15 protein-coding genes are annotated in these 18,602 nt (G+C 66.0%); 8 read left to right on the forward strand and 7 right to left on the reverse strand.

What is annotated here, in order from left to right; translation table 11 throughout:
• Positions 1 to 108: 108 nt before the first annotated feature.
• A complete protein-coding gene (locus tag HL666_RS11025; protein WP_172112355.1) occupies positions 109 to 1,794 on the forward strand; it encodes a methyl-accepting chemotaxis protein in 1,686 nt (561 codons plus the stop codon).
• A 52-nt stretch (positions 1,795 to 1,846) separates the two neighbouring features.
• Here HL666_RS11025 and HL666_RS11030 read toward each other — a convergent pair whose 3' ends face one another.
• The 4 genes from HL666_RS11030 to mgtA all read right to left on the reverse strand — a co-directional run bounded on the left by HL666_RS11030 (position 1,847) and on the right by mgtA (position 8,024).
• The gene (locus HL666_RS11030) at positions 1,847 to 3,202 is read right to left on the reverse strand and encodes an esterase-like activity of phytase family protein (RefSeq protein ID WP_172181369.1); all 1,356 of its coding nucleotides are present in this window, start codon (positions 3,200 to 3,202) and stop codon (positions 1,847 to 1,849) included.
• A gap of 120 nt (positions 3,203 to 3,322) precedes the next feature.
• Positions 3,323 to 4,270, reverse strand: coding sequence for a DMT family transporter (locus tag HL666_RS11035; RefSeq protein WP_172112353.1), 948 nt, complete (start codon positions 4,268 to 4,270; stop codon positions 3,323 to 3,325).
• A 115-nt stretch (positions 4,271 to 4,385) separates the two neighbouring features.
• Positions 4,386 to 5,315 carry a DMT family transporter gene (locus HL666_RS11040; RefSeq protein WP_172181371.1) on the reverse strand — a complete coding sequence of 310 codons (930 nt, stop codon included), beginning with the start codon at positions 5,313 to 5,315 and terminating at the stop codon, positions 4,386 to 4,388.
• A gap of 144 nt (positions 5,316 to 5,459) precedes the next feature.
• Entirely contained in the window at positions 5,460 to 8,024 is a 2,565-nt protein-coding gene (gene mgtA, locus HL666_RS11045) for a magnesium-translocating P-type ATPase (protein WP_172181373.1), read from the reverse strand.
• Positions 8,025 to 8,222: 198 nt separating this feature from the next.
• Between mgtA and HL666_RS11050 the strand changes: the two genes are divergently transcribed.
• The 7 genes from HL666_RS11050 to HL666_RS11080 all read left to right on the forward strand — a co-directional run bounded on the left by HL666_RS11050 (position 8,223) and on the right by HL666_RS11080 (position 15,839).
• Positions 8,223 to 9,488, forward strand: coding sequence for an efflux RND transporter periplasmic adaptor subunit (locus HL666_RS11050; RefSeq protein WP_172181375.1), 1,266 nt, complete (start codon positions 8,223 to 8,225; stop codon positions 9,486 to 9,488).
• The gene (locus HL666_RS11055; protein ID WP_172112350.1) at positions 9,485 to 10,711 is read left to right on the forward strand and encodes an ABC transporter permease; all 1,227 of its coding nucleotides are present in this window, start codon (positions 9,485 to 9,487) and stop codon (positions 10,709 to 10,711) included. The genes HL666_RS11050 and HL666_RS11055 overlap by 4 nt, the downstream gene beginning before the upstream one ends.
• On the forward strand, positions 10,704 to 11,387 hold the full coding sequence (locus HL666_RS11060) for an ABC transporter ATP-binding protein (RefSeq protein WP_172112349.1): 684 nt from the start codon (positions 10,704 to 10,706) through the stop codon (positions 11,385 to 11,387). Before HL666_RS11055 ends, HL666_RS11060 begins: the two co-directional genes overlap by 8 nt.
• Positions 11,388 to 11,765: 378 nt before the next feature.
• Complete coding sequence (locus HL666_RS11065; protein WP_172112348.1) at positions 11,766 to 13,058, forward strand: adenylosuccinate synthase; 1,293 nt, start codon at positions 11,766 to 11,768, stop codon at positions 13,056 to 13,058.
• A 36-nt stretch (positions 13,059 to 13,094) separates the two neighbouring features.
• A complete protein-coding gene (locus HL666_RS11070) occupies positions 13,095 to 14,738 on the forward strand; it encodes a hypothetical protein (protein ID WP_172181377.1) in 1,644 nt (547 codons plus the stop codon).
• A gap of 54 nt (positions 14,739 to 14,792) precedes the next feature.
• Positions 14,793 to 15,239 (forward strand): DUF5413 family protein, encoded by a 447-nt coding sequence (locus HL666_RS11075; RefSeq protein WP_172112346.1) that lies wholly within the window; start codon positions 14,793 to 14,795, stop codon positions 15,237 to 15,239.
• A gap of 48 nt (positions 15,240 to 15,287) precedes the next feature.
• Complete coding sequence (locus HL666_RS11080) at positions 15,288 to 15,839, forward strand: DUF4112 domain-containing protein (RefSeq protein WP_172112345.1); 552 nt, start codon at positions 15,288 to 15,290, stop codon at positions 15,837 to 15,839.
• A gap of 88 nt (positions 15,840 to 15,927) precedes the next feature.
• Here the strand turns inward: HL666_RS11080 and HL666_RS11085 are convergent, their stop codons facing one another.
• From HL666_RS11085 to msrA, 3 genes are all read right to left on the reverse strand, one after another.
• Positions 15,928 to 16,215: a hypothetical protein gene (locus HL666_RS11085; RefSeq protein WP_172112344.1), complete on the reverse strand. Its 288-nt coding sequence runs from the start codon at positions 16,213 to 16,215 to the stop codon at positions 15,928 to 15,930.
• A 410-nt stretch (positions 16,216 to 16,625) separates the two neighbouring features.
• A complete protein-coding gene (msrB, locus tag HL666_RS11090; RefSeq protein ID WP_172112343.1) occupies positions 16,626 to 17,036 on the reverse strand; it encodes a peptide-methionine (R)-S-oxide reductase MsrB in 411 nt (136 codons plus the stop codon).
• Positions 17,037 to 17,092: 56 nt separating this feature from the next.
• Positions 17,093 to 17,809 (reverse strand): peptide-methionine (S)-S-oxide reductase MsrA, encoded by a 717-nt coding sequence (gene msrA, locus HL666_RS11095; protein ID WP_172112342.1) that lies wholly within the window; start codon positions 17,807 to 17,809, stop codon positions 17,093 to 17,095.
• Positions 17,810 to 18,602: the final 793 nt, after the last annotated feature.

Below are 18,602 nucleotides of genomic sequence, written 5' to 3' on the forward strand. Positions count from 1 at the left end.
CGGGTTAATACGGGGGCCATTCGCAACCGAACCCTAACCATCGCCTGATCATTTGATCTGCAGGTTACCTTGACAGATCGTTGACATCGATCGGGCGGAGTTCGTCGCGTGCTGCTGAACAATATGAAGATCGCCCCCAAGCTGGCCATCGTGGTCGGTGTCGCTCTCCTGGGGCTCGCCGCGGCCGGTAGCTTCGCCACCGACCTGATGCATCGGGAGATGGTCAACGCCCGCATCGAGCAGTGCAGGGCCATCGTCGAGACCGCGCGCAACATGGCGCTCGGCCTCATCAAGGAGGTCGAAGCGGGCAAGATGACGAAGGAGGCGGCGCTCGACGCGTTCGTCGAGCGCGGCCGGACGATGACTTTCGACAAGGGCGCGGGCTACCTGTTCGCCTATACGATGGACGGAATAGTGGTCCTGTCCCAAAATCCGAAGCAGCGCGGCGAGAACGTCATCGATTTCGAGCTCAACGGCCGCAAGCTGGTCGTCGAGCTGCGCGACGGCGTCGCCAAGAACGGGGAAGTGACCCTGCACTACGAATATTTGCGTCCGGGCCAGGAGCAGCCGACCCGGAAGATTTCCTATGCGGTCATGATCCCCGGCTGGAACACCTTCGTCGGCACCGGCGTCTATGTCGACGATCTCGATGCCAAGATGCAGCCGCTGAAATGGATGATTTGGATGGCCTGCGCCGGCATCGCGATCGTCGCCGGCGGCATCGCCTGGCTGATCAGCCGCAGCATCAGCCTGCCGCTGGATCGCCTCGGCGTCCGCATGCGGGAGATCGCCGACGGACGGCTCGATGGCGAGATCCCCGGTGTCGGCCGCGGTGACGAGATCGGCGGCATGGCGGCCACGGTTCAGATCTTCAAGGACAATGCGGTGCGGATGCGCGAGCTCGAGCAGGCGGAGGCCGCGAACAAGCAGCGCGCCGAGACGGAGCGGCGCGCCGCGATGCAAAATCTTGCGGCCGACTTCGAGCGTAGCGTCAACGGCATCGTCCGCTCGGTGGCCTCGGCGGCGGAGGGCATGCAGCACACCGCGGAATCGATGACGTCGACGGCGAGCGATGCGAGCTCACGCGCCTCCACGGTCAGCGCCGCCACGCAGAGCGCGAACGACAATGTCGGCACCGTGGCGTCCGCGGCCGAGGAGCTGTCGAGCTCGGTGAACGAGATCTCCCGTCAGGTCGCACGCTCCAGCGAGATCGCCAGCAAGGCGGTCGGCGATGCCGAGCGCACCAACGCGACCGTGCAGGTGCTGTCGACCGGCGCAGAAAAGATCGGCGAGGTCGTCAAGCTGATTCACTCCATTGCGGCGCAGACCAATCTGCTGGCGCTGAACGCGACCATCGAAGCCGCCCGCGCCGGCGAATCCGGCAGGGGCTTCGCCGTCGTCGCCTCCGAGGTGAAGGCGCTCGCCAACCAGACGGCGAAGGCGACCGAGGAGATCTCGGCGCAGGTCGCCGCGATGCAGACCTCGACGCAGGATGCGGTCGCCGCCATCAGCGGCATCACCCAGACCATCGCCCAGATGAGCGAAATCACCAACTCGATCTCGACCTCGATCTCCCAGCAGGGCGATGCGACCCGCGAGATCGCGCGCAACATCCAGTCGGTCGCCGCCGGCTCGAACGAGATCAGCGCGCATATCGGAGGCGTCACCAAGGCCGCGGAAGCGACCGGCATGGCCGCCTCCGAGGTGCTGGCGAGCGCGCGCGAGCTCGACAGCCAGTCCGGGCTGCTGCAGCAGGCCGTCGACGGCTTCATGGCGAAGGTGCGCACGGCCTGATCGGAGCTGGCGCCGGCGTCGCAACGCCGGCGCGGCGAGGCCCGAAAGCCGGCTACTTGGCCTTGAGAAAGTCGCCGACTTCGAGCAGCACGAACTCGTTGTCGTCGGCCTTGTTGGGATCGCGGCTGGACGAGAACGGCAGGTTGTTGTCGTTGCCCACGATGATGTGGGTGTCGTCGACGCGGTCGACATTCTCGATCGTGAAGAACGGGAAGGCGAGCACGCCGTCGTTGAGGGGCTTGCGCGCCTTCTTGTCCGGATCCTTGATCTTCATCAGATCGATGTAGGCGATCTTGCGGACCGGCTTGCCGACATTGGCGTCGGACAGCTCGATCTTGTAGACGCGCTTGAACTTGGCGAGGTCCGGAAAGCAGTTGTCGCCGCGGGTGCCCTGCGCGCAGGCCTTGTCGCTGGTGCCCTCGCCATTGTCGCGCTCGATGATCAGCCCCTGGGCCGGATCGACCATGTTGAAGTCGCCGATGGCGTTGCCGTTCTGCTCGAACACATATTGCCAATAGCGGCCGGTGAACTTCTCTGCGGCGACGTCGAACTCGAGGATGCGCGAGGCTTCCTTGCCATCGACCTTCTCCCAATCCTTCTTGTCGGCATCCCACAGCGGACCTTCGAGCAGGCCGTAGATGAACTTGCCGTCGATGGACGACGCGAAGCCTTCATAGCCCTTCGAGCGGCGCAGATTGACGTTGGTGTAGCTCGCACCGGGCGCCCCAGGCGATTGCACCGCCCAGTGGTCGGGCGAGCGCACGGGCTTGCCGCTCGCGACCGTGTCGACTACGGCGAGCACCCTGCCGGTCTTGTCGGCCTTGATGACGTAGGGACCGAATTCGTCACCGATCCAGATGTTGTCGCCGATGATCTGGAAACCCTCGGTGTCGAAATCGGAGCCGGTCAGGTAGCGCTTGGCGGTGTTCTCATGGACGATGCGGAACGGCACCTTCTTGTCCGGATCGTGCAGGAAGATCGTCTCCAGTCGCTCGACCTTGCCGCTGGCCCAGTCGATCTTGTAGCGGTTCAGATAGAGCATCGAGTCCGGCGAGTTGTAGCGCGAGCCCATGCCGTTGTCGGTGAGGACCCAGAAGGTACCGTCGGCCATCTTCTTGATGCCGGAGTGGCCCTGCTGCGGCTGGCCCTGGAACGGCAGCGAGACGCCAGTCGGGCGCTCGTAGGACTTGCCCATCACGCTGCCGATGGCGTCGACACGCTTGCCGGTGGTGTATTTGCCGGACGTCTTGAGATCATCGGGGGCATCGGCTGGGGCGTCGATGAAGGATTCGGCTGGTATCACGGCGTGACCCGCCAGCGTCACGGGGAATTCACCTTCGCCTTGCGCGTGCGCCGCGCCGATGCCGAGAGCGAGGACCGCAACGGTGGTCAGTAGATATCGATGCATGGGAAGCCTCCTGCGAGCTTGAACCATGCGCGTTGTGGACAGGACGCCTGACGCTAAGCTGACACTTCGATGACACCCAGATGATGACGGCTCGCTGTCCTGGGGCCTCTTGCCGCATGCTCACGGTTTGGGCGCCGCCTGCGGCCTCCGGAGCGGCACGCGCGAGGCGATGATCACGCCGGCGATGACCAGCGCGTAGCCGATCAGGTGGAACGGCTTCAGCTCCTCGCCGAGCAGGAGGATGGCCAGCACCGAGCCGAACAGCGGCACGAGGTGCAGGAACGGTGCGGCGCGGTTGGGTCCGATCAGGCCGATGCCGCGGTTGAAGAACAGATAGGCGAGCGTCGAGGCGAACACCACGACGTAGCCGAGCGTCAGGACCGACAGCAGATCGAGCTGCAGCACGAAGCCGGAGGCGTACTCCCAGGCCGCCAGCGGCAGCAGCAACAGCGCGCCCAGGGCGGTGCAGGCTGAGATCAGCGACAGCTGGTGCACGGCCGGCCGCCGCGTCATGACGGCGGAATAGATCCCGAACACCAGTAGTGCGCCGGCAAACATCAGGTCGCCGCGGTTGAACTGAATGGCGGCCAACGCGCCGAGGTCGCCGCGCAGCAAGATGACCAACACGCCTGTCAAGGACATCGCGATGCCGGCGAGCTGCGCCGCCGTCAGCCTCACCCCGAACAGGACGAGCGACCACAAGGCCACGAAGAGGGGGGCCGAGGATTGGATCAGCAGGCCGTTGAGCGCCTGGGTGTACTGCATCGCCCAATAGGACAGCGCGTTGTTGATGGCGAAGCCGGTCAGCGCCAGCACCAGCAGCAGCGGCCAGTTCGCCAGCAATACGCGCCAGTCGCGCACGAGATGAGTTCGTGCGAACGGCCAAAGCATCAGGAAGGTGCCGATCCAGCGGATGCAGGACAAGGTCAACGGCGGCACGTGGCCGGCGACGTAGCGTGCCAGCACGATGTTGCCGGCCCAGAACAGCGACGCCAGCGTCAGCAGCAGATAGGGCTGGTTGTTGAGCCAAGCGAACGGCGAGGATGGCTTGAGATCGTCGGCGGGCAAGGGAGGCGGGATGCTCTGACGGGAGAAGCCGGGAGGGTGGGCCAAATCCCGGCTCAACGCAATGCGCCGTCGCGAATTGGTGCCATGCAGGCGCTCTCGTTCAGTAGTCCGCGCCTCACGTCGCCTGCTTGCGCGAGGCCACGTAGACCCCGCTCAGCACCAGGGCAAAGCCGATGACGTGGAAGATCTGCGGCTGCTCGCCGAGGAACACGAACGCCATGATCGAGCCGAACACCGGCACGACGTGGAAGAACGGTGCGGCGCGGTTGGCGCCGATCAGGAGCACGCCGCGGTTGAAGCAGAGATAGGCGATGGTCGAGGGAAAGATCGCGACGTAGAGCAGCGACAGCAGGTTCTGGGCATCGAACGCCATCACCGGGCGGGCGTTGAGTTCCCAGATCAACAGCGGGATCAGGCTGGCTGCGCCGCAGCCGAAGGTGAAAGCGACCATCGACAGACCGTGGATCTGAGGCCGCTTGATCGTCAGCACCGAGTAGAAGCCGAACACCGCCATCGCGACCAGGAAGATCAGGTCACCCTTGTTGAAGCTGATGTCGGCGAGCGCGGTTGGGTGGCCGCGCGTCAGGATCAGCAGCACGCCTGCGAGCGACAGCACGATGCCGATCGCCTGCGCCAGCGTCAGGTGCACGCGCAGCAGCAGCATCGACCACATCGCGACGATCAGCGGGCCGCCGGATTGCAGCAGCAGCGTGTTAAGCGCCTGGGTGTATTCGAGCGACCAGTATTGCAGCGTGTTGAACGCGCCGATGCCGGTCACCGACAGCGCGATCATGATGCCCAGCTTGGACCGGATCGCCGGCCAGTCTTGCCGCAACTGCTTCCAGGCCAGCGGCAAGATCAGAAGGAACGCCAGCGACCAGCGCAGGAACGACAGCGTGACCGGTGGGATGTGACCGGCCGCGAGGCGGCCAACGACCGCGTTACCGGCCCAGCACAGCGCGGTGATGCTGAGCAGCACGTAGGGTTGGTTCGCGATCCAGGCGCGTGCAGGCGCGGCGGACGCAGGGGGATCGGCGGCGGTCATACGGCGGTTTTGGACCCGGTTCGTGCGCCGCGGCATTCGGCCCGGTTGTCCCGGCCGCTGTTTCCTCCCCGGCCTTCTCGACAGACACCAATTGCCGTTGCCCATCAAGAGGGCAGATGCATCGCGACCATGCAGCCAGGGCGGTCATGAATGTCCATGCTGACGGTGATGCCTGTAGTGACGTCGTGGACGCCCGGTTCTCACGGCGAAAGACTTGAGCGCTTCCGCGCTGACCAAGTAGGCGGCGACCAGGACGGCGATGCCAGCCAGCACACTAGCCGGCGGGGCAACGAAGCCGAACCATGCGCCCGCCGGCGTGAAGGGAACAATGAGCGCGGCGAACAGCGCAGTCAGCGACGAGGCCGTCAGCATCGGATCGGCCTGGTTGCTCCATGGCCGCCCGTTGGTCCGGATGATGAAGATGACGAGTATCTGCGTCGCCATGGATTCGAGGAACCAGGCCGTGCGGAACTCGTCGGGCGTGGCGTGGAACAGATAGAGCAGCGCGCCGAAGGTCAGGAAGTCGAACAGCGACGATAACGGCCCCATGATCCCGGCGAAGCGCAACAGCCGCTTCATGTCCCAGCGTTGCGGCCGCGCGGTCGCCTGCGGGCTGACGCGATCGAAGGGGATGCCAAGCTCGGAGAGATCATAGAGCAGGTTGTTGAGCAGGATCTGCGTCGGCAGCATCGGCAGGAACGGCAGCACGATCGAGGCGACCGCCATCGACAGCATGTTGCCGAAGTTCGAGCTCGCGCCCATCCTGACGTATTTCAGGATGTTGGCAAAGGTCCGCCGGCCCTCCTCGACGCCGTCGGCGACGACCTCGAGATCGGAGGAGAGCAGAATCATGTCGGCAGCGGATTGTGCCACGCCGGTCGCACCGTCGACCGACAGGCCGATGTCGGCCACCTTCAGCGCCGGCGCATCGTTGATGCCGTCGCCGAGGAAGCCGACGACCTCGCCCGAGGCCTGCAGCGCCTTGACGATACGCGATTTCTGATCGGGGGCGAGCCGCCCGAAGGCGTCGGCCGAGCGAACCTGCACCGCGAGCGCCTCATCGCTGAGCTCGGCGATGTCGCTTCCGGACAGCACGCGGTCGGCCTTCAGGCCGACGAGGCCGGCCAGCCGCTTGACCACGACCGGATCGTCGCCCGAGAGAATTTTCAGCGCGATGCCGGCGCGGGCAAGCTGGGCGATGGCTGCGGCTGCGGTGGGTTTTGGCGGATCGGCGAAGGCGCACAGTCCCTCGAAGGTCAGGTCCTGCTCGTCGTTGGTTTCGACGTCGCGCGGGGCGCCGCTCCAGGGACGTGACGCGATTGCGACGGTGCGCAGGCCCTCTTGCGCCAGCGCATGAACGCGTTCGCACATCCCGGCGCGGCCGGTCGCGTCGAGCACGGCGATCACATCGCCGTGCCGTTGCTGCGTGCAGAGCTCGATCACCGCTTCGGGCGCACCCTTCACGATCAGGATCTGCTCCTGCCCGCGGATTGCCAGCACGGAGCCGAGACGGCGCGAGAAGTCGAAGGTCTGCTGGCCGCCCAAGGCCCATCCCGCCGCGGCCTGATCGGCACCTGCGAGCAGCGCGGTATCGAGCGATCCGCGATCGCCGCCGAGCGCGGCGGCAATCGCGCCAAGCTCCGCGGCGCGCGGATCGTCGCGGCCGTCTGCCGCGATGCTGCGGGCGAGAGTGATCTCCGCCGACGTCAGCGTTCCGGTCTTGTCGGTGCACAGCACCGACATCGCGCCGAGGTCGTGGATCGCCGCGAGCCGCTTCACGATCACCTTGCGCTTGGCCATGCGCAGCGCTCCGCGCGACAGCGTCACCGTCGTGATCATCGGCAGCAGCTCGGGCGTCAGTCCGACCGCGAGCGCGACCGAGAACAACAGCGAGTCGAGCACGTCGCGGCCGAACACCACGCGAAAGGCGAGCACGATGACGACCAGCGCCAGTGTGAGCCGTGCGACGACCAGACCGAACTCGTGCAGATCGCGCTCGAACGGCGTACGCACCTGTGCTTCCGCCAGTGCCGAGGCGGCCGCCCCGAACATCGTGTTCGGCCCAGTGTTGACGACGAGAGCGACGGCTTCGCCGGTCTGCGCCACCGAGCCGCGGAACAGCGCGTTCGACGTATCGTTCTCGTCGCTGGGAAGGTCGGCCTGCTTGGTCACGGGATAGGGCTCGCCGGTCAGGGCAGCCTCGCCGGCGGTGAAAGCCTTGGACTCGAGAATCAGTGCATCCGCCGGAACGATGTCGCCGGCGCGCACGCGCACGATGTCGCCGGGCACGACCAGGTCGACATCGATCTCCCGATAGGCGCCGTCGCGCTTGACCTCGGCCTTCAAGGCCACGGAGCGCCGCAGCTCCTCGGCGGCTTTGACGGCATGGCCCTCCTGAACGGTATCGAGTCCGATCGACAGCGTCAGGATCAGGACGATGATTGCGCCGCCGATCACGTCGCCTGTCACCATCGAGATGATGCCGGCGACGAGCAGAATGAGCGATAGCGGCTCGAGCAGCCGGCGCAGCACGGCGCGCAGGGGGCCAACGACGTGCGAAGGAGAGTCGGCGTTGCGGCCGTAGAGTTGCAGCCGCTGTTGTGCGTCGGACTCGCCGAGTCCCTTCAAATCGCAGTCCAGGGACGCTCCGACCTGTGCGGGCGAGAGGCGCCAGAACCGGGGTAGGCCGGAGGTGGTTTCCGTGGTCACGCGCGCCCGTTCATGTTCGTGGACAGATGTTCACGGCTGAATTGCACGAAGCATCGTGCCCCGGTTGACCTAGCGCAACATCCTGATGCGCCCATGACCTAATTTCCAGGGACCGCGCCGCAGGGCTGGCGGCTGCAAATTGACGAGCACGAGGACGAGATCCCGCCCGGTCCGCCGGGCGCATCTGTATTGATGGACATGGTCGACCAAGCTGCAGCCCTCACGCGTCAGAACAGCAAGCCAATGCCGAAGGTGTGGACCGCCTTGCTGGCGCATCGCTGGTTCATTCTGGCGGTCCTGCTGCTGCTCGGCCTCGGGGGCTGGCAGAGCGTGCGTGTCATGCTCGGCCCGGCGATCTCGGTCGATCAGGTCCGCCGCGGCGATCTGGTCGAGACGGTCGTTGCCAGCGGCCATGTCGAGACGCCGTTCCGCGTCGAGATCGGCAGCCAGATCACCGGCACCGTCGATGAAGTTCTCGTGCTCGAAGGCCAGCGTGTCACCAAGAGCCAGCCGCTGATCTCGCTGGAAGCGCGCGAGCTCAAGGCTGCGGTGGTGCAAGCCCAGGGACAGGTCGCGCAGGCCGAGGCGCGGATGCGGCAGCTCGCGGAGCTGACCTTGCCCTCGGCGAAGGAGGCGCTGCGCCAGGCGCAGGCGACGCTGCTCAACGCGCAGCAGAGCTATGATCGGACCTCGCAACTGACCGGCAATGGCTATGCCACGCGCGCCGCGCTCGACGAGGCGCAGAAGACGTTGGATATCGCTCTGGCGCAGAAGCGCGCGGCCGAATTCCAGGTCTTCACCGCCAGCCCTGGCGGCAGCGACCACGTGATGGCGGAGACGCAGCTGAACCAGGCGCGCGCCAATCTCGACACGGCTCAATCGCGGCTCGGCTACGCGACGATCTCGGCGCCCCGCGACGGCGTGCTGATCACGCGCAATGTCGAGAAGGGGACCGTGGCGCAGCCGGGCAAGGCGCTGCTGGTGCTGGCGCCTGCCGGCAACGTCCAGCTCGTCCTGCAGATCGACGAGCGCAATCTCGGCAAGCTCGCGCTCGGCCAGACGGCGCTGGCCTCGGCGGATGCGTATCCGGACAAGCGCTTCGCGGCCGTCGTCAGCTACATCAATCCCGGCATCGATCTGTCCCGCGCGTCCGTGCAGGTCAAGTTGACCGTCAAGGACCCGCCGGACTATCTGCGCCAGGACATGACGGTGTCGGTCGACATCGAGGTCGCATCGCGCAAGGACACGCTCGAACTGCCGGTGCGCTCGGTTCATGATCTCACCTCCGGGCAGCCCTGGGTGCTCGGCATCAAGGACGGCCGCGCCGTCAAGCTGCCGGTGCGCGCCGGCATTCGCGGCAACAGCCATGTCGAGATCATCGACGGCTTGAATGCGGGGGACATTGCGGTGCCCCAGAGTTCGGGTATCGTGACCGGACAGCGCTTTCGTCCGGTGCTGCCGTGAACCGCTGGCTGCCGTTCGAGTGGATCGCGGCGGTGCGCTTCCTGCGCGAAGGACGTCTGCAGACATTGTTCATCATCGGCGGCATCGCGATCGGCGTCGGCGTGATCGTGTTCATGTCGGCGATGCTGGCGGGCCTCGAGGCCAACTTCATCAAGCGCGTGCTGACCTCGCAGCCGCAGATTCAACTGCTGACGCCGGATCAGGTCGCGCGTCCCCTGCGCAACGGCAACGGCGTCATCGAGGATCCGATCGTGCAGCGCCCGAGTCAGCGCGTGATCTCGATCGATCAATGGCCGAAGATCCGCGACCAGATGCTGGCGATGCCTGAGATCACCGCAGTGTCGCCGACCATCTCCGGCTCGGCGCTGGCCATTCGTGGCGATGCCAGCCGCGCCGTGACGTTGTCCGGCGTCGAGCCGGAGAGCTACTTTAAGATCGTGCGCGTGCCGGACTACATCGTCGCCGGCGAGCCGCGGCTGACCAGCGACGACATCATCATCGGCACTGAGCTGGCCAGGGAGCTCGGCGCGATCGTTCGTGACAAGCTCAATGTCCAGGCCGCCTCCGGCGCCAATCGCGTGCTGACGGTGACCGGCCTGGTCGATCTCGGCAACAAGGGCGTCAATCAGCGCGCGGCGTATGTCGCGCTGCGCACCGCGCAGTCGCTGCTCGGCATGGTCGGCGGCGTCACCACGATCGACATCACCGTGAAGGACATCTACGCGGCGGAAGATATCGCCCAGCGCATCCAGGCAGCGAACCTGGTCAAGGCCGACAGCTGGATCAAGACCAATGCGCAGTTCTTCACCGCGGTGCGCGCGCAGGAAACCTCGAACACGCTGATCCGGGTGTTCGTTGCGCTCTCGGTCGCGTTCGGCATCGCAGCCGTGCTGATCGTCTCGGTGATCCAGCGCTCCAAGGAGATCGGCATTCTCAGGGCGATGGGGACCTCGCGCGGCCAGATCCTGCGCGTGTTCCTGCTGCAGGGCGGGCTGCTCGGCTTCATCGGCTCGCTGTTCGGCGCCGCGATGGGAGCGGGTGCCTTGATCTATTGGCATGCGGTGCAGCGCCAGGCTGACGGTTCGGAATTATTTCCCCTGATCCTCGAACGTCGGCTGTTCATCATCACGGCCCTGATCGCGACGGTGACGGGGTTGCTCGCGGCGACCGCGCCGGCGTTGCGCGCGGCCAAGCTCGATCCGGTGGTGGCGATCCGTGGCTGAGGTCATCCTGCGTCTGGAGAAGGTCTGCAAGGCCTACAATGTCGGCCAGCCGACCGAGAGCGAGGTGCTGCACGACATCGACCTCGAAGTCGACCGCGGCGAGTTCGTTGCGCTGATCGGTCCGTCCGGCTCCGGCAAGAGTACGTTGCTCAACATCGTCGGTCTGCTCGATCGGCCGACCTCCGGCCGGCTGACGATCAAGGGCCAGGACACCGCCTCGCTCAGCGACGCCGAGCTCACCCATCTGCGCGGCCATACCATCGGCTTCATTTTCCAGTCGCATCTGCTGATCTCCGCCTTCACGGCCAAGGAGAACGTCATGATGCCGCTGCTGGTCGATCGCGGCTTTCCGAGTCCAGAGATCGAGGCGCAGGCGGGCAGGCTGCTCGATCAGGTCGGCCTGGCAAAGTTCGCCGGCCACCTCGCAAGCAACATGTCGGGCGGCCAGCAGCAGCGCGTCGCGGTGGCGCGGGCGCTGGCAATGAACCCGGATCTGGTGCTGGCGGACGAGCCGACCGGCAATCTCGACACCAAGTCGGCGGAGGCGGTCTTCGCCCTGCTGCAACAGGTCAATCGCCGGGTCGGCACCAGCTTCCTGCTGGTCACCCACAACCTTGATCTGGCGCGGCGCTGCGACCGCATCATCGAGGTTGTCGATGGGCGCATTCAGGCCTGACCGGCGACGGTGCTGATCAGCAGCTGTGCTTCCGGTTTGCAACTTCGATCGTAGATTCGCCGCCGTTCCAGTGCTCAATGAGCACGCCTGGGTCAGGGCGCCGACAGAAGCGCCGGCCCGGGTCGCCCATCCGCAGCCGGGGCGGCATGAAATTTTGGGGCTTATCAAAGGCTTGGTGGCGCTGTTGTGTGCTCCGAGGGCCCGTTCTTGCTTGCCTAGCCCGGCGGCTTCCTTTATCCGGTGGGTCGCCTCGCAAGCGAGCGGTCCCGGCCGCGATTTGGGCTGGGCGCATGGTTGGCCAGGCTGGCCCCTCATCGGAAGCGATATCGTCCGAGCCGATCGTGCTGTTTTGGATCTTGGCAGAGGAAAGAGCTGCGAATGGCTAACGTCGTCGTCGTCGGCGCCCAATGGGGTGACGAGGGGAAGGGCAAGATCGTCGACTGGCTGTCGGAGCAGGCCGACATCGTCGTTCGCTTCCAGGGCGGCCACAACGCCGGTCATACGCTCGTTATCAACGGCGCGACCTACAAGCTGGCGCTGCTGCCGTCGGGCGTGCTGCGCACGGGCAAGCTGTCGGTGATCGGCAATGGCGTCGTGTTCGATCCGCAAGCCTTTCTCGACGAGGTCAGCAAGCTGCAGTCGCAGGGCGTGGCCATCAGCCCGGACAATCTGCGCGTGGCCGAGAACGTCACGCTGATTCTGCCGCTGCATCGTGAACTCGACGCACTCCGGGAGTCCGCGAGTGCCGCGACCGCGATCGGCACCACCCGCCGCGGCATCGGCCCGGCCTATGAGGACAAGGTCGGCCGCCGCGCCATCCGCCTGATGGACCTCGCCGATCTCGACACGCTGCCGCACAAGATCGATCGCCTGCTCGCCCATCACAACGCGCTGCGCCGGGGCCTCGGCCTGGAGCTGATCGACGGCAAGGCCATTCTGAACGAACTGACGGCGCTGGCGCCGAAGCTGCTGCCTTACGCCGAGACGGTGTGGCGGCTGCTCGACATCAAGCGCCGCGAAGGCAAGCGTATGCTGTTCGAGGGCGCGCAGGGCGCGCTGCTCGACGTGGATCACGGCACCTACCCTTACGTGACCTCGTCCAACACGGTGGCGGCGCAGGCCGCGACCGGCGCCGGCCTGGGGCCGGGCGCGATCGGCTACGTGCTCGGCCTTTGCAAGGCCTACACGACGCGGGTCGGACAGGGACCGTTTCCCACCGAGCAGGATAACGAGACGGGCCGGAAGATCGGCGAGCGTGGCCGCGAGTTCGGAACGAATACCGGCCGGCCGCGTCGATGCGGCTGGTTCGATGCCGTCCTGGTTCGCCAGGCGGTGCGGACTTGCGGCATTAACGGTCTTGCACTGACCAAGCTGGACATTCTCGACGGTTTCGACACCATCGAGGTCTGCACCGGCTATCGGCTGGACGGCAAGGAGATCGATCATTTCCCGGCAGGCGAAGGCGCTCAGGCCCGGGTCGAACCGATCTACGAGACCATCGAAGGCTGGAAGCAGCCGACGGCGAACGCACGCTCCTGGGCCGATCTGCCGGCCCAGGCCATCAAATACGTCCGACGCATCGAGGAACTGGTGGGTTGCCCGATTGCGCTGCTTTCCACCAGCCCCGAACGCGAGGATACTATTCTGGTCCAGAATCCCTTCGAAGCGTGAAGGGACCCGACAGCGCAGCCCGCGAATTGAGTTGATATGGCCGACTACTACCCGCTGATAGCCCGCGCCATTGCCGGATTGGACCCCAACGCTCCCGGCGAAAGCCGGCGCGCGCTTTATGAGCGGGCACGGGCGGCGCTGATCGCGCAGCTGCGCAGCGTCCAGCCGCCGCTCAGCGAATCCGAGATCACCCGCGAGCGGCTGTCGCTCGAGGAGGCGGTCCGCAAGGTCGAGGCCGAAGCGGCTCAGCGCGCCCGTGAGGCACAGCGGGCCTCCAGCGGCGCGGCCCGTCCCGGCGATGCGCTGCGCCGGGCCGGCGCGCGCAATCCCGATGCTCCGGCGGCCCCCGCAGCTCAGCCCGGCCCGACGCCCGAACAACCCGCGGCTCCCGCTGCGCGACCGCGGCCAGCTGCTGGGTCCCCAGTGCCTCGCAACGACCGTCCGCCGACTGGTCCTGAGCTGGCAGAGACACGGTCCGTCCGTCCTCCGCGGACCGAGTCGCCGGTTGCCGCGGCAGCCCCGGCTGCACCGGCTCGGCCGCAGCCGCCACAGGGCGCATCCCAGGATGTACCGCCGTTGCGCGAGCGTCCGGCCCCCCCGCGACGGGGCCAGGACAACAACGGCACTGCCGCTGCGACGCCGTCGATGCGTGGCTTCCGGGACATCACCGCCGACGTCGATGATCTCGGCAAGGCGACGGCCCAGGCCAATCGCGCCGCGCGCAAGACCTACGCCAATGTTCCGGCGACCGACCTCGACCGCCTCGACGGCGATGATGACCGGCCGCCGCTGCCCGCCGAGCCGGCCTATTCCTATGACGAGTCGGTCCAGGAAGCCGAGCGCTACGCGGTGCCGGCCACTGCCTCGGCCCGTCCGCGGACGGCCGGCGAGCGCGAGGCCAAGAAAAAGCCGGAGCGCAGTGGATCGACCTTCCCGTTCAAGGCCGCCATTGCTGCCGGCATCGTGCTGATCCTGATCGGCGCCGGCATTCTGTGGGGCCGGCCGCTGGTCGGAACCGTCAGCAGCCTGTTCAAGTCGACCTCGACGGTCGAGGCGCCGAAGGACGCCGGGGCGCCGCTGAGCAAGCCGAAGATCACCGACCGCGTCGGCCAATCGCCATCCTCGGACCAGATCGCGCCGGTGGCCCAGAAGGTCGTGCTCTACGACGAGGATCCGGCCGATCCGAAGGGCAAGCAGTATCTCGGCACGGTGGTCTGGCGCACCGAGCAGATCAAGGCGACAGGCACGCAGAAGGCCGACATCGCCGTGCGGGCCGACATCGAGATTCCCGATCGCAAGTTCAAGATGACGATGTCGTTCCGCCGCAACACCGATACGTCGCTGCCGGCGAGCCATACCGCCGAGCTCACCTTCATCCTGCCGCAGGATTTCGCGGGTGGAGGCGTCGGCAATGTGCCGGGCATCCTGATGAAGTCCAACGAACAGTCGCGCGGCACGCCGCTGGCGGGCCTCGCGGTCAAGGTGACCGACGGCTTCTTCCTGGTCGGCCTCTCCAATGTCGACGCCGACCGGACCCGCAACGTGCAGCTCCTGAAGGAACGCTCCTGGTTCGACGTTCCCTTGGTCTACACCAACCAACGCCGGGCGATCATCGCGATCGAGAAGGGGGCTCCGGGCGAGCGCGCCTTCAACGACGCCTTCGCGCTGTGGGGAGACTGACGGGGCGGCACGGGCTTCGCGCCTTCGGCGGATCGGCGAGGCAGGAGGTTTGTCATGAAGCGATATCTCATCTTCGTTGCCGTCGGCCCCGCGCTGGGCGGCTTCGCGCTGCTTCTGGTCACCACCTATATGTCCGGCTACTGGACCAAGACCGATCCGGGTGAAGTGGCCAAGCTGTTCAAGGTGTTCGTCACGTCGCTGCAATACAGCTACCTGTTCGGCTTCCTGCCGGCGCTGATGATGTGCGCGATCGACGACATCCTGTTCCATGTCCGGCGGATCGCGCCGGTGATGCGGATGCTGATCGTGGGCGGCATCGCCTTCGTTCTCGCCGGCTTCAACTATGCGTCCCATGGCTCCGAATACGGCGCGCTGCAGTGGATCCTGTATGGCCTCGTCGGCTTCATTCCGGCGACGGTGTCGTCCTGGCTGGTTCACAACTTCGTCGATGAGCAACTTCCGGATGCCTCGCCGGCCCGGCCCAGCGAGCATGGTGCGTGACGGCGTGACGCAACTTGCGCCGCGCTGCCGCGTTTCTATGTGATGGGTATGCAAGACCATATGTCCACCTCGCCCCGCCGCGCCTCCGGACGTGCCTCGCAGGCGCATTTCAGCGCCAATGAGGCGCGGGGGCCGATCATCGACCAGGATGGACGGGAGGTCCCTCAGGGGGCCTTCCAATCGTCGTTCAATGGCGCCTTCGTCGGGCCGGGCGGCGTTCGCTTCGATTTCCAGAGCGCCAATCCGTTCGGCAATCTGACCCGCGAGCAGCGCATCGCGCGGCTCGAGGCGGTGGCCAGGCTGCTCGACGTCGCCTTCGTCGTGCCCGGCACCAACATCCGCTACGGCATCGACGGCATCATCGGCCTGATCCCGGTCGTCGGCGACCTCATTGCGACCGCGCTGTCGCTGTGGCTGGTGCGTGAGGCCCGTGCGCTGGGTGCGCCCTGGCACGTCATCACGCGGATGCTGGGCAACGTCGCGGTCGAAGGCGTGATCGGCATGGTGCCGGTCGCGGGCGATGCGTTCGACGTGCTGTTCCGCGCCAACATGCGCAACGCCAAGATCCTCCGGCGGTGGTTGGATACCCAGCCGCGCTGACCAACGGCAGAAACCGATAAACAAGTCTCCATAAAAAAACTGCCCCGCGCGAGGCGGGGCAGGGTGTCGTCTGATGGTCTGGCTGCCGTCAGGCTGCATCGGCGTCAGGCGCCTTGTCCTCGACGGCGCGGCGCGGCAGCGGAAACGCCTCGCTCTCATACAGGGTGCGGATGCCGTTCTGGTCGAACCGGGCTTCCTCGACCTGCAGATAGGCGCCATTCAGCGAGTCCGCCGGCAACTCCTCCATGGCGAAGCGCACGGCCTCGGCCGCGGTGCCGAACCGCCGATAGGCAAAGCCCGCCCGCTTCTTCTTGCGAATGGCGGCGGGAAACAGTTCGGCAGAGGTGTTGAAGTTGAACGGACGCAGTGGACGCATGGTCTGAGACCTCTTCTTGTCGGCTAAGAACGCTGACGCGAGCTTTCGAACGATCCAGCTTGGCAATGACGCCAGCGTTTGCGGGGGTGGAGGGCTGTTATCGCCGCTCCAGGCGGCCCGGCCCTGCATGTCAGTTACAGCCCCTAATATAGGCCGATTTGACAGAAATGCGAATCCTGCCCGGTCACATCGTAAATCCGGGCTGCTTCCGGTCGCATTGAAATATCCTATTTTTTCAACAACTTAATCGATCTGCAACTTGTGAATGCAAGGGAGGCCGATCCGCACGGTGAAAATCTCGCGCCTTGTGACCGATTTTGACCGCTCCGGGCGCATGGACCGGGACCCGACGGCCTCCCGGTACCGTTGGATGAACGGCCCCGGGAGCGCCAGAAACTGCCGGACGATGATCAGCGCGGCTTCAGCTTCAGCGCCGCCGAATTGATGCAGTAGCGCAATCCGGTCGGCCCCGGGCCGTCGGGGAAGACGTGGCCGAGATGGCCCGAGCATTTCGAGCACAGCACCTCGGTGCGGACCATGCCGTGGGTATAGTCGGTCTCCTCGTCGACATGGCTCTCGGCCGCCGGCACGGTGAAGCTCGGCCAGCCGCAGCCGGAGTCGAACTTGGCATCGGATTCGAACAGTGTCTGGCCGCAGCCGGCGCAGACATAGGTGCCGGCGCGGTGCTCATGCTCGTACTCGCCGGAGAACGGACGCTCGGTCGCCTTCTCGCGCAGCACGGCATATTGCATGGGCGTCAGCTCGCGGCGCCACTCCGCCTCGCTCTTGACCACCTTGTCGCTCGTCTTGGTGTCGCTCATCCTCTGATCCTCCGGCGGATCCGCTGGGGTCCGCCCTGTCGTCGTGCCGGTCGGCCTCAATTCGTCGCCTTGGCGTCCCTGACCAGCGTCGGCTTGTCGATGTAGTTCTCGGCGAAGATCTTCTTCAGATTGTCGATCTTCGGCAGGTCGTTATAGGCAATATAGGGCTGGCTCGGGTGCAGCGTCAGATAGTCCTGGTGATAGTCCTCGGCCGGGTAGAACGCCTCGAGCTTTCCGACCTTGGTGACGATCGGCTTGCCGAACACCTTGGTCTTGTCGAGCTGGGCGATATAGGCCTCGGCGACCTTCTTCTGCGCCTCCGAGGTGGTGAAGATCGCGGAGCGATATTGCGGGCCCGAGTCCGGGCCCTGCCGGTTCAGCTGCGTCGGGTCGTGCACGACGGAGAAGAAGATCTGCAGGATCTTGCCGTAGGAGATCTTCTTCGGGTCGAACTTGATCTGCACGGACTCGGCATGGCCCGTGCTGCCGCTCGACACCGAGCGGTAGTCGGCGGTCGCCTTGGTGCCGCCCGCATAGCCGGACACGGCGCTGACCACGCCGGCGGTGTGCTGGTAGACGCCCTGGACGCCCCAGAAGCAGCCGCCGGCCACGACCGCAGTTTCAATGCCTTCGGCCGCCGGCTGGTCCTGGGCCGGAGGCGGGAGCACCACGGCTTCCTCGGCGGCGTGGAGCGGCTGCCATGCCAGGATGCCGGCAGCCGCGATCGCGCCGAGCAGGGCAGTCTTGACGAAAAGGGAGCGGGTGAGGCGCATCTTGGGATCCTCGTGAGGGTGGCTTGTCTCGTCTCGCCGGCCGGAAACACTGGCCCGGTCCGGCCTCTGCTGCAAGATACGTCGGTGCCCGGCCCGCGTTACGGGGGACGTGACACGACTGCGTGAACAGGCGCGTGCGCATGGCGCACCAAGCTCGGGAAAGTAGGGCGGCGTGCGGCGAGACCGTTCCAGGCATGACGACGTGGTCTCGCGGCCTGAAATTGCCCGAGGAATGCCGGTTCATCGGCCCTCCGAAGGCGGAGGGCGCAGGGAAGGCCGGACCTCGACTGAGGCCCGTGGCCCGCCTGCGTAGAAAAATGCAGGCGGCAGGAACCACAGGTTCAGCCGGACAGACCCGGCCCTCCCTGCGCGATGGTGTTAACGCTTATACGAGCTCTCCCCGGGGACCGGCTGTCTTGCCCCCGTCGCCGGCGGATCATCACCACCGGCTTGGCCTCAGCGTCGGGAGGCCAGGACCACACGCTTTCGTCGTCCGCGCCATGCCGTTCGTCCGCAGGCGCTTCGCCCACTGCAACATGTCGCGTCCATCGCATTCCGCTGCCAACGTCCGTGACGATCGCGATACGTCCCCTGCCGTGCAACGAAACGCAGGCATGATAAGTCTGATTTGGGGAATCGTGAAACGATTTATGTTTTTCAGAATGTCTTGACAGCTTTCTGTCTTGGCCGGCCGATTTGCCCGACGGGCCGAAGGGCGGTGCTGTACGCCGTCAACGCGGCGTCGGTCCTGCGTCGGCGGCAGCTATCGAACTCGCGACGACGGGGTGAGGTC

The sequence above is a fragment of the Bradyrhizobium aeschynomenes genome (genome assembly GCF_013178945.1).
Classification (GTDB): Bacteria; Pseudomonadota; Alphaproteobacteria; order Rhizobiales; family Xanthobacteraceae; genus Bradyrhizobium; species Bradyrhizobium aeschynomenes.